This is a genomic window from Geomonas paludis, assembly GCF_014193585.1.
Taxonomy (GTDB): domain Bacteria; phylum Desulfobacterota; class Desulfuromonadia; order Geobacterales; family Geobacteraceae; genus Geomonas; species Geomonas paludis.
Map to the genome: position 1 here is coordinate 246,695 of NZ_BLXY01000001.1, position 24,507 is coordinate 271,201.

The 24,507-nt window shown below is 60.5% G+C and carries 26 protein-coding genes and 3 tRNA genes; 18 read left to right on the forward strand and 11 right to left on the reverse strand.

Features of this window, described 5'->3' with window-relative positions; translation table 11 throughout:
* Positions 1–66 precede the first annotated feature (66 nt).
* Positions 67–234, reverse strand: coding sequence for a hypothetical protein (locus H7687_RS01060; RefSeq protein ID WP_183344200.1), 168 nt, complete (start codon positions 232–234; stop codon positions 67–69).
* A gap of 104 nt (positions 235–338) precedes the next feature.
* Positions 339–716, reverse strand: a complete 378-nt coding sequence (locus tag H7687_RS01065) for a response regulator (RefSeq protein ID WP_183344202.1) — start codon at positions 714–716, stop codon at positions 339–341.
* Between the two features lie 182 nt (positions 717–898).
* Between H7687_RS01065 and H7687_RS01070 the strand changes: the two genes are divergently transcribed.
* The 3 genes from H7687_RS01070 to H7687_RS01080 all read left to right on the forward strand — a co-directional run bounded on the left by H7687_RS01070 (position 899) and on the right by H7687_RS01080 (position 1,807).
* Entirely contained in the window at positions 899–1,078 is a 180-nt protein-coding gene (locus tag H7687_RS01070) for a hypothetical protein (protein ID WP_183344204.1), read from the forward strand.
* Between the two features lie 123 nt (positions 1,079–1,201).
* Positions 1,202–1,387, forward strand: a complete 186-nt coding sequence (locus tag H7687_RS01075) for a type II toxin-antitoxin system HicA family toxin (RefSeq protein WP_183344205.1) — start codon at positions 1,202–1,204, stop codon at positions 1,385–1,387.
* 3 nt (positions 1,388–1,390) lie between these two features.
* Positions 1,391–1,807, forward strand: coding sequence for a type II toxin-antitoxin system HicB family antitoxin (locus H7687_RS01080; protein ID WP_183344207.1), 417 nt, complete (start codon positions 1,391–1,393; stop codon positions 1,805–1,807).
* 21 nt (positions 1,808–1,828) lie between these two features.
* Here H7687_RS01080 and H7687_RS01085 read toward each other — a convergent pair whose 3' ends face one another.
* A complete protein-coding gene (locus H7687_RS01085; protein WP_183344209.1) occupies positions 1,829–2,833 on the reverse strand; it encodes a M28 family peptidase in 1,005 nt (334 codons plus the stop codon).
* 187 nt (positions 2,834–3,020) lie between these two features.
* Between H7687_RS01085 and ovoA the strand changes: the two genes are divergently transcribed.
* Both ovoA and H7687_RS01095 read left to right on the forward strand, forming a co-directional pair.
* Positions 3,021–5,126, forward strand: coding sequence for a 5-histidylcysteine sulfoxide synthase (gene ovoA / locus H7687_RS01090; protein ID WP_183344211.1), 2,106 nt, complete (start codon positions 3,021–3,023; stop codon positions 5,124–5,126).
* Complete coding sequence (locus tag H7687_RS01095; protein ID WP_183344213.1) at positions 5,123–6,277, forward strand: MalY/PatB family protein; 1,155 nt, start codon at positions 5,123–5,125, stop codon at positions 6,275–6,277. Before ovoA ends, H7687_RS01095 begins: the two co-directional genes overlap by 4 nt.
* A 210-nt stretch (positions 6,278–6,487) precedes the next feature.
* Here the strand turns inward: H7687_RS01095 and H7687_RS01100 are convergent, their stop codons facing one another.
* Positions 6,488–7,531, reverse strand: coding sequence for a GMP reductase (locus tag H7687_RS01100; protein WP_183344215.1), 1,044 nt, complete (start codon positions 7,529–7,531; stop codon positions 6,488–6,490).
* Positions 7,532–7,991: 460 nt separating this feature from the next.
* Here H7687_RS01100 and H7687_RS01105 point away from each other — a divergent pair, with 460 nt between their 5' ends.
* Positions 7,992–9,245 (forward strand): MFS transporter, encoded by a 1,254-nt coding sequence (locus H7687_RS01105; protein ID WP_183344217.1) that lies wholly within the window; start codon positions 7,992–7,994, stop codon positions 9,243–9,245.
* 54 nt (positions 9,246–9,299) lie between these two features.
* Here H7687_RS01105 and H7687_RS01110 read toward each other — a convergent pair whose 3' ends face one another.
* The 3 genes from H7687_RS01110 to H7687_RS01120 all read right to left on the reverse strand — a co-directional run bounded on the left by H7687_RS01110 (position 9,300) and on the right by H7687_RS01120 (position 11,555).
* Positions 9,300–10,304 (reverse strand): tRNA dihydrouridine synthase, encoded by a 1,005-nt coding sequence (locus H7687_RS01110; RefSeq protein WP_183344219.1) that lies wholly within the window; start codon positions 10,302–10,304, stop codon positions 9,300–9,302.
* Between the two features lie 108 nt (positions 10,305–10,412).
* Positions 10,413–10,925 carry an FKBP-type peptidyl-prolyl cis-trans isomerase gene (locus H7687_RS01115; protein WP_183344221.1) on the reverse strand — a complete coding sequence of 171 codons (513 nt, stop codon included), beginning with the start codon at positions 10,923–10,925 and terminating at the stop codon, positions 10,413–10,415.
* 165 nt (positions 10,926–11,090) lie between these two features.
* Complete coding sequence (locus tag H7687_RS01120) at positions 11,091–11,555, reverse strand: hypothetical protein (RefSeq protein ID WP_183344223.1); 465 nt, start codon at positions 11,553–11,555, stop codon at positions 11,091–11,093.
* Positions 11,556–11,782: 227 nt separating this feature from the next.
* Between H7687_RS01120 and H7687_RS01125 the strand changes: the two genes are divergently transcribed.
* From H7687_RS01125 to H7687_RS01140, 4 genes are all read left to right on the forward strand, one after another.
* Positions 11,783–12,430 carry a YceH family protein gene (locus tag H7687_RS01125; protein WP_183344224.1) on the forward strand — a complete coding sequence of 216 codons (648 nt, stop codon included), beginning with the start codon at positions 11,783–11,785 and terminating at the stop codon, positions 12,428–12,430.
* A gap of 11 nt (positions 12,431–12,441) precedes the next feature.
* Positions 12,442–12,744 (forward strand): DUF2288 family protein, encoded by a 303-nt coding sequence (locus tag H7687_RS01130; protein WP_183344226.1) that lies wholly within the window; start codon positions 12,442–12,444, stop codon positions 12,742–12,744.
* 221 nt (positions 12,745–12,965) lie between these two features.
* Entirely contained in the window at positions 12,966–13,688 is a 723-nt protein-coding gene (locus H7687_RS01135) for a DUF1847 domain-containing protein (protein WP_183344228.1), read from the forward strand.
* A gap of 88 nt (positions 13,689–13,776) precedes the next feature.
* Entirely contained in the window at positions 13,777–15,432 is a 1,656-nt protein-coding gene (locus H7687_RS01140; protein ID WP_183344230.1) for an ATP-binding protein, read from the forward strand.
* Positions 15,433–15,758: 326 nt separating this feature from the next.
* Here the strand turns inward: H7687_RS01140 and H7687_RS01145 are convergent, their stop codons facing one another.
* Positions 15,759–15,962, reverse strand: coding sequence for a hypothetical protein (locus tag H7687_RS01145; RefSeq protein ID WP_183344232.1), 204 nt, complete (start codon positions 15,960–15,962; stop codon positions 15,759–15,761).
* A gap of 236 nt (positions 15,963–16,198) precedes the next feature.
* Between H7687_RS01145 and H7687_RS01150 the strand changes: the two genes are divergently transcribed.
* The 3 genes from H7687_RS01150 (at position 16,199) to H7687_RS01160 (ending at position 19,678) form a co-directional block, all read left to right on the forward strand.
* Entirely contained in the window at positions 16,199–17,770 is a 1,572-nt protein-coding gene (locus tag H7687_RS01150; protein WP_183344234.1) for a DUF4118 domain-containing protein, read from the forward strand.
* Positions 17,760–18,464 (forward strand): response regulator, encoded by a 705-nt coding sequence (locus H7687_RS01155; protein WP_183344236.1) that lies wholly within the window; start codon positions 17,760–17,762, stop codon positions 18,462–18,464. Before H7687_RS01150 ends, H7687_RS01155 begins: the two co-directional genes overlap by 11 nt.
* Before the next feature lie 395 nt (positions 18,465–18,859).
* Positions 18,860–19,678: a flagellin N-terminal helical domain-containing protein gene (locus tag H7687_RS01160; RefSeq protein ID WP_183344238.1), complete on the forward strand. Its 819-nt coding sequence runs from the start codon at positions 18,860–18,862 to the stop codon at positions 19,676–19,678.
* Between the two features lie 195 nt (positions 19,679–19,873).
* Here the strand turns inward: H7687_RS01160 and thpR are convergent, their stop codons facing one another.
* A complete protein-coding gene (thpR, locus tag H7687_RS01165) occupies positions 19,874–20,410 on the reverse strand; it encodes an RNA 2',3'-cyclic phosphodiesterase (protein ID WP_183344240.1) in 537 nt (178 codons plus the stop codon).
* A gap of 119 nt (positions 20,411–20,529) precedes the next feature.
* On the opposite strand from thpR, the gene serS reads away from it, so the two are divergent.
* The 5 genes from serS (at position 20,530) to H7687_RS01190 (ending at position 22,626) form a co-directional block, all read left to right on the forward strand.
* Positions 20,530–21,798: a serine--tRNA ligase gene (gene serS / locus H7687_RS01170; protein ID WP_183344242.1), complete on the forward strand. Its 1,269-nt coding sequence runs from the start codon at positions 20,530–20,532 to the stop codon at positions 21,796–21,798.
* A 5-nt stretch (positions 21,799–21,803) separates the two neighbouring features.
* A tRNA-Ser gene (locus H7687_RS01175) sits at positions 21,804–21,889 on the forward strand.
* A gap of 39 nt (positions 21,890–21,928) precedes the next feature.
* A tRNA-Ser gene (locus H7687_RS01180) sits at positions 21,929–22,021 on the forward strand.
* Positions 22,022–22,067: 46 nt separating this feature from the next.
* Positions 22,068–22,541 (forward strand): DUF2155 domain-containing protein, encoded by a 474-nt coding sequence (locus H7687_RS01185; protein ID WP_183344244.1) that lies wholly within the window; start codon positions 22,068–22,070, stop codon positions 22,539–22,541.
* 8 nt (positions 22,542–22,549) lie between these two features.
* A tRNA-Arg gene (locus H7687_RS01190) sits at positions 22,550–22,626 on the forward strand.
* Between the two features lie 156 nt (positions 22,627–22,782).
* Here the strand turns inward: H7687_RS01190 and H7687_RS01195 are convergent.
* Together H7687_RS01195 and H7687_RS01200 are read right to left on the reverse strand one after the other, a co-directional pair.
* Entirely contained in the window at positions 22,783–23,175 is a 393-nt protein-coding gene (locus H7687_RS01195) for a hypothetical protein (protein ID WP_183344246.1), read from the reverse strand.
* A gap of 79 nt (positions 23,176–23,254) precedes the next feature.
* Positions 23,255–24,475, reverse strand: a complete 1,221-nt coding sequence (locus H7687_RS01200) for a tyrosine-type recombinase/integrase (protein WP_183344248.1) — start codon at positions 24,473–24,475, stop codon at positions 23,255–23,257.
* Between the last annotated feature and the right edge of the window lie 32 nt (positions 24,476–24,507).

Sequence of the window (24,507 nt, forward strand, 5' to 3'; positions counted from 1 at the left end):
TCCTTAAAAAACCCCGACGGCGTCCTCGCACCTGCAGGAGACGGTTCCGTCGGGGTCTTTTTGTAATTACCTGCGATGGCCATACGGGCCGCGGCCATAGCGGCCACCGTAGTCGTCGTAGTAGCCTCCGTGATGGTGCCCGCGGTAGTAATCATCCACCGGCACGACAACACAGGCCGACAAGAGCGACGGCAACACCACTAATGCAATCAGATACCGGATTTTATTTTTCATCTTCCTTCTCCTTTTTTTGCCCGGACACGTTGCCATTGTCTTTAGACTAAAAGGAAATTGAGGATGAAATGTGGAGCAAACAAGAAAAGAAAGAGCTTGTTGTCTTAGCTGCCGCCAAGAACCTGCTTGATGGTGTCGTAGATCTCCCTGGGCTCAAAAGGTTTCTTGAGTATCGCCTTCGCTCCGACTTTCAGCACGGCGTTGGTGTCGCTGGGGCAATCTGAGGCGCTGCTGGTCAGCACATTGGCGTTCTTGTTGAGCGCCACCATTTCCCTGGTGGCGTCGATGCCGTTTTTGACCGGCATGTAGACATCCATGATTACGATATGGGGGCGATGGGTCAGGAACATCCGTACTGCCTCGATCCCGTCTGCCGCTTCGGCGACCACGGTGAACCCGATCCTGCCCAGTATGTCGCGCAACGAGTCGCGATAGAACTTTTCGTCATCGACTATCAGTATCCGCACGTCCTTCAGGGCCATTGTTCCTCCTCTGAGTCCACCTTTGGGATTGCTTGCACATTTTATAAGACTTTCATTGTTGGAGGTCAATTGGAATATATGAAGTCTGCAATGCTGTCTGGAGTAATCTGGCCGCAAATTCGCCACGGCAGGCCAGACCTGCTATGATAAGAGCGCGAAGCAGCAGGAAAAAGGAGAGCGTCATGAGCGAAAAAGAAAGCTGCCCAACTCCGGAACGACACCCGGCGCATATGTGCCAGTTGAAACACGAGGGAAGGATCGAGGAGATCGACAAGCACTCGGCCCGGCCGCAATTCGTCTGTAACCGGTGCCGCGCGAAAGCGGACTCCGAGGGTTACCTCTGCAACCCGCGGCCGCTGTAGTGCCGCATGCAATACATCTAACAGCAAAGGAAAATAAGGCGCCCCCTGCCGGCCAGGGGACGCCTTTATTTCTTCACGAGGCGTTGCTGTTGACATACACCTTATATGTTGTATATCATCCCGATGACCGGAAAACAGCTCAAAAAGATGCTGTTGGAATCGGGCTGGCAACTGGACCGTGTCTCGGGCAGCCACCACATCATGATCAAGGATGGCTGTCGCTCGATTCCTGTTCCTGTCCATGCCAGTGTTGACCTGCCCAAAGGGCTGGTGCACGCGATCCTGAAACAAGCGGGGATAAAGGGATAGAAGATGCTTTCATACGCTGCACGCATCAAAAAAGAAGCTGACGGTTACCTGGTGACGTTTGAGGATTTCGATAACGTGATGACCTACGGTTTGACCATCGAGGAAGCCTTGGTCAACGCTGAGGAGGCTTTGAACGGTTGCCTGGAATCTGACTTCGAGCGCAATTTCAAGATCCCGCAACCCTCCCGCGTCAGCGGCAAGAACGTCTACCAGATCCCCGTCGCGCCGCATGTCGCAGTGGCCATTATGCTCCGGACGCTGCGTGCCGACCGCTCGCAACTGGAAATCGCCAGGCAATTGAACATCGCCTACCAGGTGTACCAGCGCCTGGAGAACCCCCGCAAGGCCAATCCCACCATCAAAACGCTGGAGAAGATCGCCAAAGTCTTCGGCAGACGTGTCGACCTCGGGTTCGTCTGACCGCCCCCCCCTTCCTTCGCGCTATTTCCGAACCAGTTCCGTTACCACGTGGTCCAGCCCTGTCACCACGCGGCTCAATTTGTCGTAGTCAACCTTTTCGGGAGTGTCGGAGGGTTGGTGATAATGAGGGTAGCGGAAGGGCGCTGTGTCGGTGATCATGATGCCGGGATAGCCCACCTGCCAGAAGGACCACTGATCGGACCAGCCGATGCCGGTCAGGGTCTCCGGGGCGGCCACTCCCTCGGACGGGAAGCGGGTGCTCTTGCGGAAGGTCCCGATGGCCCGCCGCACCAGCTCTCTCGACTGGACGTTGCCGACAAAGGCGATGAAGTTGCCGGTGTCGGGGTAGAAGCGGTCCAGCGGGGCCGGGTAGTGTTGGCTGCCGCGCTGGTCGGAGTAGCACCCCATAGTCTCCAGGGACAGCATGGCCACGATCTTCTCGCCGCGCTCCCTGCAACGGCGGGCGTAGATCATGCTCCCCATGGTGTCTCCCTGGAAGTGCGGCGGTTCCTCGTTGGTGAAGGCGACGAAGCGCAGGGTGCGCTCCGGCTGCGCCTTCGCGAAGGCCCGCGCCAGTTCCAGCAGGGCTGCCACCCCGGTGGCATTGTCGTTCGCGCCGGGCGTACCGGGGGCGGAATCGTAGTGGGCGCCGATGATCACGATCTCATCGGGAGCCGCTTTCCCCTCCAGCACCCCTTCCAGGTTCACCACCGTTCTCCCTTCGATCAACACGCTCTGCTCGTTGACCTTGAGCCCGGACTCCCGGAGTCGGTCTCCGACATATTGCGCTGCATCCTGGAGCCCGTGGTAGTTGACGAGGTTTCTCTCCCCGATCTGGCCGGCAAGCACCAGGACGTGCTCGCGAAGACGCTCGCTGAGCCGCTTCTCCTCAGGGGTGAGGGGAGGGAGCGGTCCCCTGTGGGATTTGCCGGGCATTTTGACCATGGAGCCGCCTACGGCGCCTACCAGGAAAAGTATCAGCATGGCGCAGGCAGCTACCCACACTATGGCTGTTTTGTAATTCATAGAGCGGATCCTTCCCAAGGGCTTGAACCAGGGAAAAGGATAATGTCACCACCTCCGATGTCAATATCCGTAAAATCGCCCACACCCAAGGGCGAGGACTGCGACGAAACTTCTGGTACTATTTGAAGGAACTGCTGCTCCAGTCATCAGGGGATGAAGTATTGTCACAGAGAAAGCGGAGGTTGACATGGATCTGAAGAAAACTCACAGCTTGGTACTGAACGAAGGGGACCCGGAACAGAAACGTGCAGAAATACTGGAATATTTCAACGCCACGTTCAGGATAGATGAACTGCTCTATGAAACACTGAAGGACGACGACGCCTTTTACCTGAGGGCGGACCGGTTGCGCCACCCGCTCATTTTCTACTTCGGGCACACCGCCTCGTTCTTCGTCAACAAGCTGCTGATCGCCAGGGTCATCGAGAAGCGCATCAACCCGCGACTGGAGGCCATGTTCGCGGTCGGCGTGGACGAGATGTCCTGGGACGACCTGGACGAAACCCACTACGACTGGCCCACACGGGCCGAGGTCAAGGCGTATCGCGACCAGGTGCGCGAGCTGGTCACCGGGCTGATCAAGACCCTGCCGCTCACCCTCCCGATAACCTGGGAAAGCCCCTTCTGGGCCATCATGATGGGGATCGAGCACGAGCGCATCCACCTGGAAACATCGTCGGTACTGATCCGGCAGCTTCCCATCGACCGGGTGTGTCGCCACGAGTTCTGGGAGATCTGCCGCGATAGCGGTGCGGCACCGGAGAACGAGTTGGTTACCGTTCCCGGCGGCCAGGTGGTGCTGGGCAAGGAAGAAGGGCATCCCCTCTACGGGTGGGACAACGAGTACGGTCACCACGAGGCGCAGCTGCAGCCCTTCGCCGCGTCCAAGTACCTGGTCTCCAACCGCGAGTACCTCTCCTTCGTTGAGGCCGGAGGTTACCGGGAGGAGCGCTGGTGGACGGAAGAGGGGTGGCACTGGCGCAACTTCAGGCAGGCCGAGCACCCGCTGTTCTGGGTACAGCGCCCCCACGGCTGGGGACTGCGCACCATGGTCGAGGTGATCGATCTCCCCTGGAACTGGCCGGTGGAGGTGAATTACCTGGAGGCGAAGGCATTCTGCAACTGGCTCGCCGACCGGACCGGCAAGCGGATCCGTCTGCCCAGCGAGGACGAGTGGTACCGGATCTACGATGTCGCGGGTGTGCGCGACCCGCAGGAGTGGCGGGAGGCCCCCGGCAACATCAACCTCGCCTACTGGGCCTCGTCCTGCCCGGTGGACCGCTTCCGTTTCGGGGGGCTCTTCGACGTCGTGGGCAACGTCTGGCAGTGGACCGAAACCCCCATCTACGCCTTCCACGGCTTCCGCATCCATCCCTGGTACGACGACTTTTCCACGCCGACCTTCGACACGCGCCACAACCTGATCAAGGGTGGATCCTGGATCTCCACCGGTAACGAGGCGACCCGCGAGTCGCGCTACGCCTTCCGGCGCCACTTCTTCCAGCACGCCGGCTTCCGTTACGTGGAAAGCGAGAACCCGGTGCAACTGCACGAAGACCCCTACGAAACCGATGCGCTGGCCGCGCAGTACTGCGACGCCCACTACGGTCTCGAGCACTTCGGGGTCCCCAATTTTGCCAAGGCTTGCGCCGACATTTGTTTGGAGGTAACATCCGGGCGCGCCAGGGGGCATGCCCTCGATCTCGGCTGCGCCGTCGGGCGGGCCAGCTTCGAGCTGGCACGCGGTTTTGAAAGGGTGACGGGAATCGACTTCTCCAGCAGATTCTTCAGGCTGGCGGCGCGGATGCAGGAGGAAGGCTACCTGCGCTACGCCCTGCCCGAGGAGGGCGACATCGTCTCCTACCACGAGCTGAGCCTGGACGAGTTGGGACTTGCCCCGCTGCGGGACCGGGTGCAGTTCTACCAGGGGGATGCCTGCAACCTGCCGGACAAGTTCAGCGGTTACGATCTGGTGCTCGCCGCCAACATGCTGGACCGGCTCTATTCGCCGCGCCGCTTCCTGGCGTCCATCCGTGGCCGCATCAATCCCGGGGGGCTCCTGGTGCTGGTTTCCCCCTACACGTGGCTCGAAGAGTACACCAAGAAAGAAGAGTGGCTGGGCGGCTACCGCGAGGCGGGCGAGCCGGTGTGGACCCTGGATGCACTGAAAGCAGAGCTGTCGCCTCATTTCCGGATGCTGGGTGAGCCGCGCGACGTTCCCTTCGTGATACGGGAGACGCGCCGCAAGTTCCAGCATGGCATTTCAGAACTGACCGTATGGGAGCTTAAATGACGCAGAAGAAGTTCGATTTCGACGAGATCATCGACCGGCGCGGCACCGCGAGCGAAAAGTGGGACAAGTACCGCGACCGCGACATCATCCCGCTTTGGGTGGCGGACATGGATTTCCGTTCGCCCCCGGCCATCATAAAAGCCCTGCACGAGCGGGTGGAGCATGGCGTCTTCGGCTACACCGCGCCGCCGCAGGGACTGGCGCAGGCGGTGATCGACTCGCTGCAGGCGGAGTTCGGCTGGCAGGTGCGCAAGGAATGGATCACCTGGCTGCCGGGGCTGGTCACCGGACTCAACGTGAGCTGCCGCGCGGTCGGCGACGCCGGCGACGACGTCATTACCTTCACCCCGGTCTACCCCCCCTTCATGTCGGCGCCCCCTCTCTCCGGCCGCAACGTGATCAACGTGCCGCTTATCTGCAAGGAGGGGCGCTGGGGCCTCGACCTCAACGCGCTGGAGGCCGCGGTCACTCCGAGGACGAGGCAGCTCCTTTTGTGCAGCCCGCATAACCCGGTGGGGCGGGTCTGGACCCGTGACGAGCTGGCGGCGCTGGACGATTTCGCCGCGCGGCACGACCTGGTCATCTGCAGCGACGAGATCCATGCCGGACTGGTGCTGGAGCCGGGCGTGCGACACATCCCGATCGCCACGCTCTCGCCGGAAGCCAGCCGGCGCACCATCACCCTGATGGCGCCCAGCAAGACCTACAACGTTCCCGGGCTTGGCTGCTCCTTCGCCGTCATTTCCGACGACACGCTGCGCCGGGCCTTCCGCAAGGCGATGGGGCGCATCGTGCCGCACGTGAACCTCTTGGGCTACACCGCTGCCGAGGCGGCCTACCGAGACGGAGAGGAGTGGCGCCAGGAACTGTTGGAGTACCTGCGCGGCAACCGCGACCTGGTGCAACGGGAAATGATCGCGCTCGGGCTACCGGTGGCGCGGGTCGAGGCGACCTACCTTTCGTGGATCGATGTCAGGGGAAGGGGGATCGAGGATCCGGTGAGGTTTTTCGAGGAGGCCGGCGTCGGCCTTTCCGGCGGGAGCGATTTCGGTCTTGCCGGTTACGTGCGGCTCAACTTCGGCTGCCGCCGGGAACTGTTGCAGGAGGCGCTCAGGCGCATGAGGGTGGCGCTGGAGGAGAGAGGGAGGTAGCGGAAGGGACCGGCTCCTTCAGGTGCCTGTCCCTCTAGCGGAACGCTCCGTTCCGCCCAGCCACCGTACCCAAGACATCCCCTCTCCCTCTGGGAGAGGGTGCCCGTAGGGCGGGTGAGGGGTAGTGCCACGGAGAGAGATCGTTGCCGCTGCACCGCCCTCACCCCAGCCCCTCTCCCTGAGGGAGAGGCGGAGTTAGAAGCTGGAAAATCAACCGAAGATCCTGTTCTCCTGCTCCCCCACCCGGATGAAGGTGGTGCGCTTGGTCAGCTCCTTGAGCGCCGCCGCCCCCACGTAAGTGCAGGCGGAACGCACGCCGCCCAGGATGTCGCGCACGGTCTCGTCGATGGGGCCGCGATAGGGCACTTCCACGGTCTTTCCTTCCGAGGCGCGGTAGTGTGCCACTCCCCCGGAATGCTTGTCCATGGCCGTCGCTGAGCTCATGCCGTAGAAGAGCTTGAACTGCCTCCCGCCACGCTCCACGATCTGGCCGCCGCTCTCGTCGTGGCCCGCGAACATCCCCCCCAGCATGACGAAATCGGCGCCACCGCCGAAGGCCTTGGCGACATCGCCCGGGCAGGTACAGCCGCCGTCGGAAACGATCCTACCGCCCAGGCCGTGCGCCGCGTCGGCGCACTCGATCACCGCCGAAAGTTGCGGGTAGCCCACTCCGGCCTTGACGCGGGTGGTGCAGACCGAGCCCGGCCCGATGCCGACCTTGACGATGTCGGCGCCGGAGAGCAGCAGTTCCTCGACCATCTCGCCGGTGACTACGTTGCCCGCCACGATGGTCTTGTCGGGGAAGCCGTCGCGCACCTTCTGCACGAACTCGACGAAGCTCTCCGCATAGCCGTTGGCGACATCGATGCAGATGAACTGCAGCTTGGGGTGGTTGGCGATGATGGCGGAGCATTTCTCGTAGTCGCTGTCGGAGGTGCCGGTGCTGACCATAATGCGGTTGTAGATGTCGTCACCGTGGTTGTGGTTGGTGAGCCAGGCGTCCCAATCCGCGACCGTGTAGTGCTTGTGCAGCGCGGTCAGCATCCCGTGCTCGGCGAGCCGGTCGGCAACCTCGAAGGTGCCGGTGGTGTCCATGTTGGCGGCGATGACCGGGATGCCGCTCCAATCGTACTTGCTGTGGAGAAACCTGAAGTGTCGCTGCAGGTCGACCTGGGCCCTGCTCTTCAGGTTGGACCTCTTGGGCCGGATCAGCACGTCGCTGAAGCCAAGCTTTACGTCGCTTTCCAGGAACATATCTATCCTCCGTTGGGGTTCCTTATTCTCTCTCTCTTTTTTCCGGAAGGGTCGGCCAGGTGCCGGGTAACTGGAACACCGTAAGGGCGAATAATCATTCGCCCTTGTAGGCACCTTGGTCCATCTCGCCATTAACGGCGGTCGGGCGCCGGCGGCTGGGCGAATGATTATTCGCCCCTACAGGTGTGGTGATAGCTTCTGTCACGCAACAGCTTTACACTAAGTTGCTCCGTGCGCAGGATCTGCCACTGACTGAGACAGATCGGTAGGGGCGAATAATCATTCGCCCGTGGCGTGGCACAAAGAGCTCCTTCCCCGAAAGCAAAGGTGAACATGATTCACTGATTGAGCCTGTAACAGAGTACCCGAAATCGCATGCTCCACAAGTTGCATGTGATTCCGCCAGCTTGTTGAGTTTGGCCAAGCGCTGTGCTAGAGTGCGCGGCGGAGGGTCGTATACATGATCGATGCACGTCAGCGCCGTCAGCGCTGGTTGATTTTTTTCATCCTGTCCCTGATCTACATCCTGGTTTACTTCTACCGCGTATCGCTGGCCGTCGTCGCCAAGGACGTCTCTCGTGACCTGAACCTCACCCCGGCTCAACTGGGGTCCCTCTCCAGCATCCTGTTCTACGTCTATGCCGCGGCCCAGATCCCGCTGGGACCGATGATCGACCGGCTGGGGAGCCGCGTGGTGATCAGCGGCTGCGGTGTGCTGACCGCCATCGGCGGGATCCTCTTCTCGCAGGCGGGCGACATGGGGCAGGCGCTGGTCGCACGCATCCTGATCGGTATCGGGACGGCGTCGGTGCTGATGGCCACCTTCAGTCTTTTCAGTCACTGGTTTACAAGGCAGGAGTTCGGCAAGGTATCCGGATTCATGGTCGCGGTTGGGAACATGGGCAACCTGGCCGGGACCGCGCCGCTTGCCTTGGCGGTGGCCTGGATCGGGTGGCGCAATTCCTTCCTCGCCATCGGTATCATGCAGGCGCTGGCGACGGTGCTGGTTTTCCTGCTGGTGCGGGACCGGCCTGCGGTGGCCGTGGAGGGGAGCGGCGAGCCGGCTCCGGCGAAGATGGGAATGCTGCAGGCGTGGAAGCACGTTACCACCAACCGTGACTTCTGGCTCCTGGCGGGTCTTGCTTTCGCCTGGTACGGATGCTACCTGGCGGTGCAGGGGCTTTGGGGCGGCCCGTACCTCATGGAGGTGCTCAAGCTGACGCGCGAGGAGACGGGGCGGATGCTGATGTTCACCTCGATCGGTTTCATCTGCGGCAGCCTGGTCATCGATGCCGTTGCGCGCAAGATTTTCCACTCGTACAAGAAGACCTTCCTCTGCGGGCAGATACTGCTGCTGGTCCTGATGGTGGGCTTCCAGGGGCCGATCGATCATCTCCCCCTGCTGGTCCTGGGCGTGTATTTCTTCTGCCTCGGGCTCGCCGTGTCCAGCGGCGTCATGATCTACCCCATCAACCGCTCCATGTTCCCGGTCTCCATCGTCGGCACCGCGCTCACCTCCATCAACCTCTTCGTGCTCTTGGGGGCGGCTTCCGTCCAGCAGATCATGGGTGTGGTCATCGACGCCGTGGGCAAGACCACGCCGGAGGCGACGGTGCAGGCCTTGCACTCGGCCTTCATGGTTCCGGTGGCGATCCAGGCCGTGGCGGCGGCTTTGTTCTTCTTCGCTAGGGATTACTGGGAGAAAAGCGCGTAAGGGTGGAAAGGCAGGGGCTAGGGGAGTTGGGCTCCCTCCGAGACTGGTGAGTGACTAGGGTGCGAGGTCTGCTACGGCGGCGCGGAAGGCGGTGAGGTTCTTGGCGCGCTTGAGCTGTTTCAGTTCGCGCTCCAGTTCGTGGTCCTCGACGTTGGATACCACGCCTTTGATTTTGCCCAGTACCTGCATGTCGCCGCAAAACAGCCTGGCGTAAAGGGGGAGCAGTTCGCTCAGGTAACGGTGCAGCATGGCGCGCCTCTCGGCGACGTCCGGCTCGGCGCAGGCGCGCCCCCGCAGCCGCTCGAAAAGCATCGGCTCACCGATGCCGCCGCGCCCCAGCATCAGCCCCGCCGCCCCGGTCTTCTCCAGCAGTTCTAGCCCGCGTGCGGCGCTCCTGATGTCGCCGTTGGCGATGACGGGAATGGAGGTCTGCCTGATCACCTCGGCGGTGACGGCGTGGTCGGCGAAGCCCTCGTAGGCCTGGCGCACCGTGCGCGGGTGCAGCACCAGGAAGTCGACTTTGGAGCGCTCGAAGAGCGGCAGGAGCGTGAAGATCTGGCGCGGATCGTCGTAGCCGGCGCGGATCTTGACCGAGAAGGAGCCGCGGATCTCCTCGCGCAGCGCCGGGATGATCTCTTCCAGCAGTTCCGGGCGCTTCAGCATGCCGCCGCCGGTAAGACCGCTGGTCATGCGGCCGTAGGGGCAGCCCATGTTCAGGTTGATATGCACGGCGCCCGCCTTTTGGGCCGTCCTCGCCGCTGCAACCAGGGCGTCCCTGCCGTGCCCGATCAGCTGGACCACCAGCGGCACCCCGTTTTCCTCAGCGGCGCATTCGCGCACGTCCCCCGGCATCAGGAGTTTCTTCTCCGACTGAGAGTTGACGCGCATGAACTCGGTCCAGACCACGTCCGGGCGCACCCAGGTCGTGAACAGTTCACGCAGCGCGCGGTTGGTGAGTCCCTGCATGGGGGCGAGCATGAGCGGCTTTTCCCCCGGGTTCCAGGGGAGCACGTTGCCTGTTTCGGGATTGATGGCGGGATTTGCTTCGGTACTCTGCATGTCTTCAGGATGACGCGCGTTTCTGCGCTCTCAAAACTGTAGGGGCGAATAATCATTCGCCCCCACGCTTGGTTCAGGTAACTGTGTCCCGCAAAAGGGACGGTCTATTTAGAGGATTTCCAGCAGTTCGATCTCGTAGGTGATGTCTTCGCCTGCCAGCGGGTGGTTGGCGTCGACGACGATGGCGGTGTCGTTCACCTCGACCACGACCACGTCGACGGGCTCGTCGTCGTCGCCGGTCAGCTCGAGCTCCATGCCGACTTCCGGAACGATATCGCCGGTCAGCTGCTCGCGGCTGATGGCGAACACCTCGTCCTCGTCGTATTCGCCGAAAGCGTCCTCGGCCGGGATCAGGACTTTCTTCTTCTCGCCCGGCGCCATGCCGACCAGGGCCTCTTCGATCTGCGGGAAGAAGTCCTCGTTGCCGATGGTGAGCTCCAGCGGGCCGTGGTCGCCGCAGCCGCAGCCGTCGTCTTCGCAGCCGTCATCGTCGCAGCCGCAGCCGCAATCGTCGTCATCGCAGCAACCGGCATCTTTCACGGTGGTGTCAAAGATGGTGCCGTCTTCCAGGGTGCCGGTGTAGTTGATGCGTACCTTGTCGCCTTGCTTTGCAATTGCCATTTTTACTTGGTTCCTTCTATGGGGTTGATTTCTAGCGCGTGGCTATGCCAGGGATGGTACGTGGGACGGCGCCCGCTAGTCCAGTAAAATCTGACGCGGGCCGTTTTTTCTTGTGGGCCTGCGCCAGGCTGCACCAGCTGCACGGGTTTGAAACTGCTCTTGATTTCAGGCCGGTTTGGAAATTTTTCTCACCGCGAAGCTGTAGCACTGCAGGTAGGTGAGGATCGTGAGCAGGAAGCTGTAGATGATGACGCTGAGGATGAAGGGATCCGCCGGAGCGGCCAGCGCGAAGATGAAGTAGAAGCCCATCACCGCGATCTTGGTGACGTCCGCCCACCTCTTTTTCTTGGCGAACTCCTTGGTCTCCTCCTGGGTCGGCACCTTCCCGGCCAGCGAGAGATCGCGCTCGGCCTCCTTGGAGGCGAACCTGAAGATGGGGTAGAAGAACAGCAGCTGGATCACGAAGGCGTAGATGACGCCGTTCATGAAGCGATGCCCCCTGCCCACGGCCTGCAGCCGCTGCTGGAAGTTGATGGCGGTATAGATGAGGATGGCGATCAGGCCGAACTGCGCCACGGCAAAAATCTTGATGGTCTTGTTGATCTTCTTCAGGTCCAGGGTAGCCGCCATGTCTTCTCCTTGTTAGAACGCCTGGCTGCAGCGTTAACTGGGCAATACCATAACAAATAAAATGATGTTATACAACAGAAGAGTCTGGCGGGACCGATACCTCTTTTTGCATTGAACCCTGCCCGGGAATCTAGTAAGTTGGTGCGACTTCACGCCCGGACATGGCATAAGGTCCGCTGCTTGTTGTTCTATTGACTACCAGAAGTCCCCGATAAAGGAGCCTTCCCATGGATGTGACGCTCAACGCCGTCGAAGTGAGAGTGCTCGGTTCTTTGATCGAGAAGGAACTGACCACCCCGGAATACTACCCCCTTTCGCTGAACGCGCTGGTGAACGCGTGCAACCAGAAATCCAACCGCGACCCGGTCACCAGCCTCGACGAATCCCAGGTCACCGCTGCCCTGGACAGCCTGCGCTTCAAACAGTTCGCCCTCCTGTCCGGTGCCGGCGGCAGGGTTTCCAAGTACCGTCACGCGCTGGTGGAGAAGTTCCGCTTCACCCCCGCCGAGCTCGCCCTTTTGTGCGAGCTGATGGTGCGCGGCCCGCAGACCGTGGGGGAACTGAGGACCCGCGGCGAGCGCATGCACGCCTTCGCCGACCTGGCCGAGGTGGAGGCGGTACTGCAGGACCTGATGGAGAGGACGCCGCCGCTGGTGACGCGTCTGCCGGTCCAGCCCGGCCGCAAGGAACCGCGCTACTGCCAGCTGTTTGCCGGCGAGCCGGACCCCACCGAACTGGCGGCAATGGCGGAAGGCGCCAGAGGCGGCGCGGGCGGCGAGCGGATCGCGGAACTGGAGCAGGAGGTTGCCGCCCTGCGCGAGGAGGTGGCGGCCCTGCGCCAGACCATCATCGATTTCAGGAAATCATTCGAATAGGAGCTTTACAGATGACCGATACCAACGAGGAACTTGCCACCAAGATCGACATCGCCGACTGGCTTTCGCTCAGGGCGCACCTGGAGCGCGGCGGGGTGATCGTGGTGGATCCGCTGCTGGAGTTGGCCGAGGTGGGTGCCGCGCTCGCGGCGGACGAGGTGCAGAAGGTGCAGCGCTGGCTCTCGTCGTCGCTTTTGAGCAAGCCGAGCATCGAGCAGATACAGAAGTGGGATGCGGACAAAGGGAAGATTTTCAACTGCCTGATCATCTCCCCGTATGTGTTGATACAGGAGCCGACCCCGCAAAACCCTTAATGCGAAGAGGGGAGGGGACTGGCTCCGCCAGGTGCCTGTCCCCTTGGCGGCTGAGCTGAAAGGAGCGTTCCCTTTGCTAAAGGGGGGAACGCTGGGGCAAGTGCAGCGCTTCGTGGCAACATGCCACAATGTTGTATCGGTGATTTGTCGATGTTTTGCCTGCTTTGCGTCTTTGCGACTTTGCGTTAATAGTCATTGGTTCAAGCTTACAGGAGGCCGACATGGAAAAGGAGTACGCCGAAGTCAGCTGCGCGAGCTGCAGCGCGGTGTGGCAGAAGAAGGGGACCACCAACTGCTGGAGCGGGGATCCCGCCACCGCACCGCCCAGGCCGGGCAACTGCCCTGCCGACCGGCACGCCGAGGTGGTCCGGGAAACGGCGCAGCTGATGAAAGGGGAGAGCGAGGACGCCAAGATGGCGTTCGTGGCGGCCCGCGTGGAGGGGCTTTGCTACCAGCCCATCCCCGGCAGCGACGCCGTCAACGCGCGCTGGACCCGCGTCGAGGACACCATCGCCTTCGCCAAGCTCATGGGCTACCAGAGGATTGGCATCGCCACCTGCATCGGCCTGCTGGACGAGAGCGAACGCCTGGTCGCCATCCTGAAGGCTCAGGGTTTCACCCCCTTCAGCGTCTGCTGCAAGGCGGGGAGTATCGACAAGAAGGAGTTGGGACTGGCGGAGAGCGACAAGGTGCGCCCCGGTACGTTCGAGCCGGCCTGCAATCCGATCGCGCAGGCGCAGATCTGCAATGATCTCGATACCGACATGAACATGATCGTCGGCCTGTGCGTCGGGCACGACATGCTCTTCAACAAGTATTCGAAGGCGCCGGTTACCACGTTGGTGGTGAAGGACCGCGTCACCGGCCACAACCCCGCCGCCGTGCTCTACGGCCAGAACTTCTACTACAAGCGCCTGCAAAAGGGGCCTATGGTCATTGAATGATTTTGTCCCTATTGATATGACTTGATCGTAAAGTGGTGATCATCGTACTTACCGTGAACGGCTGCACACGGCCAGGAGTAATAACTTCATGACTATCCTTTTGCCTCCTAAGGAATCCCTCACTGTCGAGTTCAAAAGTGATCGGGCAAGGCTTTCCGACAAAGATCTCATAGAGGCCATAGTTTGTCTTGCGAACTCAGAGGGCGGCGATGTTTGGCTCGGCGTGGAGGACGATGGTACACCAACAGGCCTGCATCCAGACCACCACGTTTTAGATGGCCTTATTGGCTTAGTAGCCTCGCGAACATCACCATCCCTCTCGGTGTCTGTAGTCCCAGTAATGATAAACAGTATACGTGTTGCATGTATTAAAGTTCCAAAAGCAAGAGGGGAGGTGGCAACCAGCGGAGGAGTTTACTTGCGGAGAAGGCTGAAACACGACGGGACGCCAGAATGCGCGCCAATGCTACCGCACGATCGGGTGAGCCGCGCGGCAACCTTTGGCCTGATCGACGTTTCGGCTCAGCCGGTTGCAGGCGCGACACTGGGAGACCTAGACCCTCTAGAAAGAGAACGCTTAAGGCAGGCAATACAGCATTTCGGCGGGGATCGGGTGCTGTTAGAGCTAGACGATGAAGCGCTCGATGGCGCTCTGGGACTTACTGCACGGCAGCCTGATGGGCAGCGTGTCCCGACATTGACAGGCCTTTTGTTGGTAGGCAGGGAAAGTTCCCTCCGGCAGCTGCTTCCGACCCATGAGGTTGCCTTCCAGGTGCTTGCTCAACAAGCCGTAAAGTTCAATGAGTTTAGGCGATTTCCTCTCTTAAAAGCTCTTGAGTGGTTGGAGACAAATTTCCGGCCATACAACCCCGAAGAGGAAATACAAGTGGGACTCTTCAGGGTCCCAGTCCCGAAAGTGGATATGGGTGCCTTTCGCGAAGCAATTGCCAATGCCTTGATCCACCGAGACTATCATCGATTGGGTGCAGTGCATGTCCGTCTGGAAGATGATGCTCTAGTCATCAGCAATGCCGGGGGACTTGTTGATGGAGTTACACTGGCGAATCTTCTGACAACTGAACCTCGTCCCAGGAACCCTGCTCTTGCTGACGCCATGAAACGAATAGGCGTGGTAGAGCGGTCTGGACGAGGAGTCGACACAATTTACCGTGGTCTCTTGCGTTACGGTCGCTCGGCACCTGATTACACCCGCACCGATTCAGCAAATGTTGTACTACGCCTTCCGACAGACAACGCAGACCTAAGTTTTTTAAAACTTGTGGTGGAAGAAGAAAATCGTCGTAGTGCGCCTTTACCAGTGGATAGCCTCATAGGTCTTTCGGCTCTACGTGAGCACAAGCGAATGGGCGCCGATGAGCTCGCGGGAGTCATTCAACGTGATGTACCGAGTGCAAAAAGGACCTTGGAGGCCTTGGTAGAGGCGGGGTTGGCAGACGCACACGGAGCGACCAAAAGGTCCCGGACCTATACGTTGTCAGCATCTTTATATCTGGCCGTTGGAAGTAAGGCTGCCTACACGCGCCAGGCAGGATTTTCCGAAATTCAGCATGAACAAATGGTTCTCAGTTATGTCGGCCAGCATGGGAGAATCAAGCGCGCCGAAGTAATTGAGCTTTGCCGGGTCTCTCCGGGGCAGGCGTTGAAAATACTTAAACGCCTTGTGGAGCAAGGAAGGCTGGTGCTGCATGGTGAGCGAAAAGGTGCTTATTATATGCTGAGTTGATTGTCCGTTTTTATGGTGTTTTATGATGTTTTATGCATTTTTATGCTTTTTTATACATCTTTATGCACTTTTATACATTTTTATAGGGGTTTTGAATCCTCCCCGATGCCGGTCACTTATTACGGGGGTGAATATGGGAGGGCGGAGAACCTGGCGTTTCTTTTAGGTGGGGGGTGCTTATCAATTATAGCTACCATCATCACATGGGCGAGGTTGCCCTAAAAATCGCGCGCTGTTGCTCCCCATATCCTACCCACAAAATTAAAGTAGAATGCTGAATACATTCAGCAGTTTAGGTGGAAACTCCTGTTTCCTGCAAAAGGGGCCTATGGTCGTTGAGTAAGTAACCTGGCCTTCAACTCCCACCTGTTTTCCTCGGCAATGAAGACCGGCACCTCCCTCCGCTGGAAGGGGGGAGGTGCCATTGAAGTCGCCCCCAGCGGCAGCAGCCCTTCGGCAAAGGTCGCCTCGTCCGCAAAGTCCTCGCCGAGGTAGATCCCGTTCTCCATGTTGAAAAGATATATCTTCATGCGCCTCTCCCGCACTGGCTGGATTTTTCCTGATTCCACCTTAGATCTTTGCCTGTAAAGGCAGGATCAAAATGGGGTGCGAAAGCATCAAGAAAATATCAAGATCACCCGCGCCCCCGTCGCGGCGTCTCCTGTCATTGCGCCGACAGGCCAACCAGAGCGGCCTGCACCCCGCGCTGACCATCCCTGCCCCACAAACCGCTTGTAATATTCCATGGTCTTGCTAGATTCGACACATGAGTGTGAATGAGGGGAAGTCCACATTAATCGGGGGATCCTTCCGGGAGCGCCTTACCGGCATCCGCGACCTGGGCGCCGTCGGTTACTGCGCCGCCATAGCCATGGTCGCGGCGGCGACGCTTATCTGCAACCAGGCCCGCCCCTACCTCTCGCCGGTGAACATGGTCATGGGCTACCTGCTGGTGGTGGTCCTGGCGGCGCTCTTCCTGGGGCGGCGCCCCGCCATGCTGAGCGCCTTGCTGGGCGTGCTCGCCTTCGACTTCTTCTTCGTCCCGCCCCGCTTCTCCTTCAGCGTCGAGGAGAAGGAGTACCTGATGACCTTCTTCGCCCTGTTCACGGTCGGCCTGGTGATCAGTTCGCTGGTGGCCAAGGCGCGGGAAAGGCTCGACGCGCTCAGGGTGAGCGAACGGCAGACCACCAGCCTGTACCACCTGAGCCGCGATCTCGCGGCCGCTACCGACAACGCTGCGCTGGTCAAGGCCGCGGTCGATAATATCCAACAGAGCCTGGGCGGGGAGGTGGCGGTACTCCTGGCCCGGGAGGGTGAGCTGGAACTGGCGGCGGGGAGCGATGGATTTGCCCCGGAGCCGGACCGGCTGAAAGTGGCACGCTGGGCCTTGCACAGCCGGCGCATGGCGGGAGCGGGGACCGATGCCCACGCTGGCGACCCTCTCACCTACGTCCCGCTCAAGGCATTGCTGGAGACCCACGGGGTGCTGGTCCTGCGGCTCGACGAGGATGACATCCTCCACCCGGAGGAGCTGCATCGGCTGTTGAACGCCTACGCCGCGCAGATCGCCATGGCGCTGGAGCGGCTGCGCCTGCTGCAGCAGGCACAGGAGACGCGCCTCCTCAAGGAGCGCGAGAACCTGGAGCGGGCCCTGCTCAACTCGATTTCCCACGACCTGCGCACGCCGCTCACCGCCATAACCGGCGCGCTGAGCGCGGTGCTGGAAGAGGGGGACAAGCTGAACAGCGGGTCCCGCGCGGAACTGCTCGAAACGGCACGAGAGGAGGCCGCGCGCCTGAACCGCTTCGTCGGCAACCTGCTGGACATGACCCGCCTGGAAGCCGGCGTGCTGCAATTGAAGAAGGAGCCGTGCGACGTGCAGGACCTGATCGGGACGGCGCTGGCCACGGTGGAGCCGCGCCTGGCCGGCGTCGCGGTGTCGGTGCGGCTGGCCCCGGAGCTCCCCCTGGTCTCCCTGGACTTCGTGCTGATGCTCCAGGTGCTGGTGAACCTGCTGGACAATGCCCTCAAGCATGCCGCAGCCGGCGGGGAACTGGAGATTGCGGCCGACGTGGCGGGAGAGCGGCTGGTGCTCGGCGTGGCGGACCGGGGGGCGGGCGTCCCCGAGGCGGACCTGCCGCGCATCTTCGAGAAGTTCTACCGCACGCCGGTCCCCGAGGTCGTCGGCGGTACCGGGCTCGGGCTTTCCATCTGCCGCGGCATCGTCGAGGCGCATGGCGGCGCCATCCGGGCGGAGAACCGGGAGGGAAAGGGATTGAGAATCGTGGTGGAGGTGCCGCTTGGTGTCGCGGCAGAAGGGAGAGTCGATGAAGGGTGAGGAAGCAAAGAGCAACCTGCCGCGGGTGCTGGTGATCGACGACGAGGTGGCCATCCAGCGTTTCCTGAAGACGGCGCTCGATACCGGCGACTATTCCGTCCACCTCGCCGACACCGCGCATGCCGGCCTGGCCGCTGCGGTGGCGGTGCGCCCCGACGTCATCCTCCTGGACCTGGGGCTCCCCGACCTGGACGGCATCGAGGTGATCCGGCGCGTGCGCGAGTGGTCCCAGGTCCCCATCATCGTCATTTCGGTGCGCGAGCGCGAGGCCGAGAAGGTGCAGGCGCTCGATTCCGGTGCCGACGATTACCTCACCAAGCCCTTCGGCATCGGCGAACTGCTGGCCCGGATCAAGGTGGCGCTGCGACGCTCGCTGCAGCAGGCGCCGGAGCCGGTGTTCCAGTCGGGCGAACTCCGGGTGGACCTGCCGCACCGCAGGGTGAGCGTGCGCGGCGAAGAGGTGCAGCTGACGCCCACGGAGTACGAACTGCTCCGGATGCTGGTGACCCATGCCGGCAAGGTGCTCACCCACAGCCAGATCCTCAGGCAGATCTGGGGCGTCGCCTACCTGGAGCAGCCTCACGTCCTGCGGGTCAACATCAGTAACCTAAGGCGCAAGATCGAATCCGACGCCTCGCGTCCCCGCTATATCCTCACCGAGGCGGGTGTCGGTTACCGGCTCCGGTCGGAGTAGCTTCTCTTTCATTGGCTGCGCCGCCGGGCCGTCTTCATTATTTTTGACAGCGCCGCGGCGGATGCCGGCAACGCCGCGACGGATTTTTGACTTCTCTCCCGACTCCACGGTCCGGGCCACTCGCGTGCCGCCCCTTGACAGCCCCGGCCAAATTTTTTTCCCCGCCTTTACCCGCATCCACCGTGCCCTGCCCGCACTCGGTAACCGTTTGAAATAATACGAGTTGTCATCGTGATTGCCGCGTCACCGCCGCAGCCGGATCCGCGCAGGGAAAGGGTGCGCCCGCGCGTCCAGCTCAAAAACGGCACGCATGGTGAAAACAGGGTCTCCCTATCGGCCGCAGTACAAAAAACCGGCAAGAACGCCGGGACCAAAAACCAGAAGGGGGAAACACCATGTCAACCAGCGATATCTCTTTAACAGCAGGAATGAGGACCAACCTCCTCAATCTCCAACAGACCAGCCAGCTCCTGAACAGGACCCAGCAGAGGCTCTCTTCCGGCAAGCAGGTCAACAGCGCCCTGGACAACCCGACGAACTATTTTGCAGCGCAGAATGCGAACCAGCGCGCCAGCGACCTGTCCGACCGCAAGGACGGTATGGCCGAGGCGGTGCAGACGGTTGGCGCCTCCAACGCGGGCATCACGGCCATCACCGGCCTGATCAACGCCGCCAAAGGTATCGCCCAGTCCGCACTCTCTACCAGCGACACCGGGACCAGGTCCAAACTGGCAACGCAGTACGACACCATCCGGAGCCAGATCGACAACATCTCGTCCGATTCCGGGTACCGTGGTCTGAACCTGCTGAGCTCGACCAACACTCTGACGGTGAACTTCAACGAGGACGCGAGCTCCAGCCTCAACGTGGTCGGCTTCCTGGCCAACGCCACAGGCCTGAGCCTCACCGGCGCCAGCGCCGCGTGGGCCACCAACTCGGATATCACTACCGACACGGCCAAGATGGACACCGCGATCTCCACGTTGAGGAGCAACACCCAGACCCTGGCGGCAAACCTGAACATCATCACCACCCGCCAGACCTTTACCGACAGCATGATCAGCACGCTGCAAACCGGCGCCGACAACCTGACTCTGGCCGATATGAACCAGGAAGGCGCCAACATGCTGATGCTGCAGACTCGCCAGAGCTTGGGCACCACCTCGCTCTCCATGTCTTCGCAGGCAGCGCAGTCCGTACTCAAACTCTTCTAAACCTCAACCCGGCCCGGTGGGGATCTCCTCGCCGGGCCGGCCCTTTTCCCGCCCCCGCACTGGTGACCGGACGACCGGCACCGGCGCCCCGTAAACAGATCCCTTCGACAAAAAATTGAACTACGACCGTCCCCCGGCGCGCCAGCACCACGGACGGCCCCGGCCATCTCCTTTGCCGTTATCCGTGTTTTTCATTCAGCTGCAGCGGTAGATGTCTTCCTTGCGGTGGATGGCTCCCTTGGGAGTGAGAACGCTGGAGAAGAGGATGAACTCTTCGACGTTGAAGGGGGGAAAGCTGAGGGTACGGTGGGTGGCCTCGAAGCGCGCGACTTCGGCGGAGGCATTCTCCTTGATACGTGCCAGGGTGATGTGCGGCGAGAAGCCGCGTTGCTCAGGGGGGATGCCGGCCCCGGTCACGGCGGATTCTATCTGCTGCTGCAGGGTAAGTAGCGGCCGGGACTCGTCCAGCCCGACCCAGAGCACCCTGGGGTGGCCGTGCGGCGGGAAGTGGCCCACCCCGCGCAGGGTGAGCGGGAAGGAGGTGAAGCTGACGGCGGAAAGCTTCTGCTTCAGCACCGCGCCGGTCTGGGGCAGGACGTCCCCCAGGAAGCGCAGGGTCAGGTGAATCTGGTCGGGGGGCACCCAGCGCGGCCCCGGGACTTCGGCGCCCAACGATGACAGGGTGGCCTTGATGTCATCAGGTAATTCAATGGCTATGAACAGTCTGGCCATGGCTTTGCTCCTGTCAGCGGCTGCGCGGATTCTGTGGGCGCTCGAAAAAAAGAGTTGACTAAGCCAAATTTGAATGTTAGACAGTATAGCTTTGGTGATCTGAAAGTAAAGGCGCATACATGCTCGACGCTAGATACTTACGCGAAAACCTGGAGACTGTAGAAGCCCGGTTGAAGACCAGGGGCGAGGGAGTCGATATCGCCCGCTTCAAGGAGCTTGACGGTAGCCGGCGCGAGCTGCTCCAGCAGAGCGAGACGCTTAAAGCGTTGCGCAACAAGGTCACCGAAGAGATCGCCCGTCTCAAGGACAAGAGCCAGGCGGACGACAAGAAGGCCCAGATGCGCGAGGTCTCCCAGCAGATCAAGGGGATCGACGAGCAGCTGAAGGGCGTGGAAGAGGAACTGCAGGCATTCCTCCTCACCGTGCCCAACATCCCCAACGAGACCACCCCGGTTGGCAAGTCCGAAGCGGACAACGTCGTGGTGCGCCTGGAAGGGGAGATCCCGAGCTATTCTTTCGAGCCGAAACCGCACTGGGAGATCGGCGAGAACCTGGGCATCCTCGACTTCGAGCGGGGCGCCAAGCTCACCGGGGCACGTTTTACGCTATACAAGGGGCTCGGCGCGCGGCTGGAGAGGGCGCTGATCAACTTCATGCTCGACCTCCATACCGGCGAGCATAAATATATTGAAATGCTGCCGCCCTTTATGGTAAACAGGGACAGCATGACCGGTACGGGCCAACTGCCCAAGTTTGAGGAAGATCTCTTCCACCTGGAAGGGGTCGATTTTTTTCTCATCCCCACGGCTGAGGTTCCGGTCACCAACATACATCGCGGCGAGATCCTCAAGGGATCGGACCTGCCGATTTCGTACTGTGCCTACACCCCCTGCTTCCGCAAGGAGGCCGGTTCATACGGCAAGGACACGCGCGGCCTGATCAGGCAGCATCAGTTCAACAAGGTCGAGCTGGTCAAGTTCACCACCCCCGAGCAATCCTACCAGGAGTTGCAGAAGCTACTCGGCAATGCCGAGGAGGTGCTGCGCAGGCTGCAGATACCTTACCGGGTCGTTGAGCTGTGCACCGGCGACATAGGTTTTTCGGCCGCCAAGACCTTCGACATCGAGGTCTGGTTGCCGGGTCAGAACTGCTACCGGGAGATTTCCTCCTGCAGCTGTTTCGAAGATTTTCAGGCGCGTCGGGCCGGAATCCGTTTCCGCCCGGACGAGAAGGCAAAGCCGGAATTTGTCCACACGCTGAACGGCTCGGGCCTCGCAGTCGGAAGAACCGTGGTTGCGGTGCTGGAGAACTACCAGCAGGCGGACGGTTCGGTGCTGATCCCCGAGGTGCTCAGGCCCTACATGGGCGGAGCGGAGCGCATCAGCTAGGCTTTGGAGGAATGGCCGAGTGGTTGAAGGCGGCGGTCTTGAAAACCGTTGAACGAAAGTTCCGTGGGTTCGAATCCTACTTCCTCCGCCATTGATTTATCGCAGTACCAAATGCAGTAGAGGTTGAAACGGAGAGCTGGCCGAGTAGGTCGAAGGCGCACGCCTGCTAAGCGTGTATACTGGGAAACCGGTATCGAGGGTTCGAATCCCTCGCTCTCCGCCACTTTTTTGCAGTACGCAGTGCGGTTCTTGCAGCGCCGGAGGTTGTGTTGAAGCGGTTGATGAAACTGACGGTTTTGTCTTTCATCGCTCTCGGATTCGCAGCAGGGTGCAACGAGAAGGAAAAAACTGAGCAGGCGGCAGCCGTACCTCAGGTGGCCGAGGCTCCCTCCGCGGTAGTGATACCGGACCAGGTGAAAGGTAAGTGGAAGGCGGTGCAGATCGAGGTCGCCGACAAGAACGCCCACCTGAAGAAGGTGTACACCCTGGACATAGGCTCCGACTTCAAGCTTCCCGGGTCGGATCTGACGCTCAAGGTGGAGACGTTTTTACCGCATTTCGTGATGGAAGGGACCACCCTTACTTCCCAGTCCAATGATTTGGTCAACCCCGCGGCACAGCTGGTGATCCGGGAGCAGGGGAAGGAGATCTACAAGGGGTGGTTGTTTTCGCTCTACCCTGCCACACATGCGTTTCAGCATCCGCAGTACGGTTTCACACTGGTCGACTACAAGGCCAGTTGACATAGCATGCGCTCGTAGCTCAGCTGGATAGAGCAACGGACTACGAATCCGTAGGTCGGGAGTTCGAATCTCTCCGAGCGCGCCATACAAAGAGGGGCCTGACAAAATTGTCAGGCCCTTTCATTTTAAGAACTTACCTTCGTCAGACTCGCCGCAAGCACCAGAAAAAAAGACTGCCCTTCCGCACCAGGCGGAAGGGCACTATTGTCTCTTCGGTCCAACTACGGGCCAGGCCTTGTAGCTAGTGTCCCAAAGCCACTAAACCCTCCAATCTAGCTCTGACCTCAGCAGAGAGCCACGGCTCGTCTCTCACGAACAGGCAAGGCCCGCCAGCGTTGTTGGTGCTCCAGAAGACGAAGAAGTAGCCGTCCTCCATGTTTGCCACTTCGCACCAGTTCCACTCTTCGCCTAGCAAGTCCACTGACCCGCAATCGTCGAAGGATACCTTCCTCGGATCATCTCCTTCTTCCAACACGTACCAGTTGCCACCAAGGAGGCTATCAAACTCTTCCTCCATCCGGCGCACAAGGATTTTGTCATGGCCATGGCAGAGAGCCGCCTTTTCTTCCATGATCTTCCTCAGTGGCCCCTCCGGTATCTTCTTTACATCCCTTAGGCTTCTTATAGTTATCATGGCTAGCTCCTGTTGGTAGACCAAGTACGCGAAAGCCCCATGCACCGGGCATGGGACTTCCTTCACGTTTCACCTGCCTCTAAGCTGCTATGTCCGGAAACAACTTCGCCTGCGCATCTCCTACCGTCTTGGCCACAATCTCGCTTGCACTGCGAAGGGTGTTCTGCTGCAGGTGAGCGTAAGCCTTCTGGGTGACCGCTACAGTGGAGTGTCCTAGCAAGTCCTTGACTTGGTAAAGGTCCACACCGGCGTTCACTGCCAAGGAGGCAAACGAGCGGCGTAGGTCATGCGGGCGGAGGTCTGAGATGCCAGCCAGTGCCATCGCTCGGGCCATGGCCTTTCGTACGTCCACCAGGTGTCCAGCACCTCGACGAGCTGGAAACAACCATTGGCAGTGAGGATCAGCTTGTTCCTTCATCTTGAGCAGAAGGTTCAGCGCTGCACTGTTGAGTACAACTGTCCTTCCGCGCCCAGCTTTTGTCTTAGTCAGCCAAGCTGTAGCTGAGTCGAGATTGACATCACTCCATCGGAGGCTGAACAACTCCATCCGTCTGAGTCCCGTGAGTAACAGCAGGATGATGGCGTTTGCTGTCGTCCTCCCAGCTTCCGCATTAACTGCAACGATAAAACGAGTCAGTTCGTCACCTGACAGAAAACGTTGTCGTGCGTCAGCTTCTGGAAGCTTCTTGATACCCCTCGCAGGGTTTTCCTTCACAAGCCCGTTCTGAATGGCAAGTTTGAACATCCCAGACAGTAAGGCAAGGTAGCGGTTGGCAGTCCCTGGAGCAGCCCTCAGGCCGATGGCTGTGTGCAATTTCATCACGTCTCCAGTGGTGATCTCGTTGATCGGGATACGACCAATCGTAGCCTTGATGTCCCGACGAATCTTGGACTCATCATCCTTCCACGACCGCTTATGTAGCTTGGCATAAGGGAGGTAGGTCTCCACTGCAAACTCCGAGAGAGTGGGAACGTTCCGCCGGATCTGTCTTTGATTGGCTGGGTCTAGGTCACGGGCCAGCATGTTCTTGTGCTCATGGACCATGTGTCGCGCATCCTGCACGCTCACACTCGGGTACTCTCCCAGCTTGAGCGCCTTCTTCCTGCCCCGGAAGCGGTAGCGGTGCCAGAAGTACTTCCGGCCCGACTTGCTCACCGCCAGCTTCAGCCCGACCACCTCCGTGTCGCTGTACTCAGCCATGGCAGAAGGTGAATCGCTGTCATGGGGGGGGAGTGCATCAATCTGTCGCTGACTGAACCGGAACTGCCTGGATGTTGCGGTTTCTCTTTCATGTTGCATCCTCTGTCTCCTCCTTCGCCGGGACGCAAAAA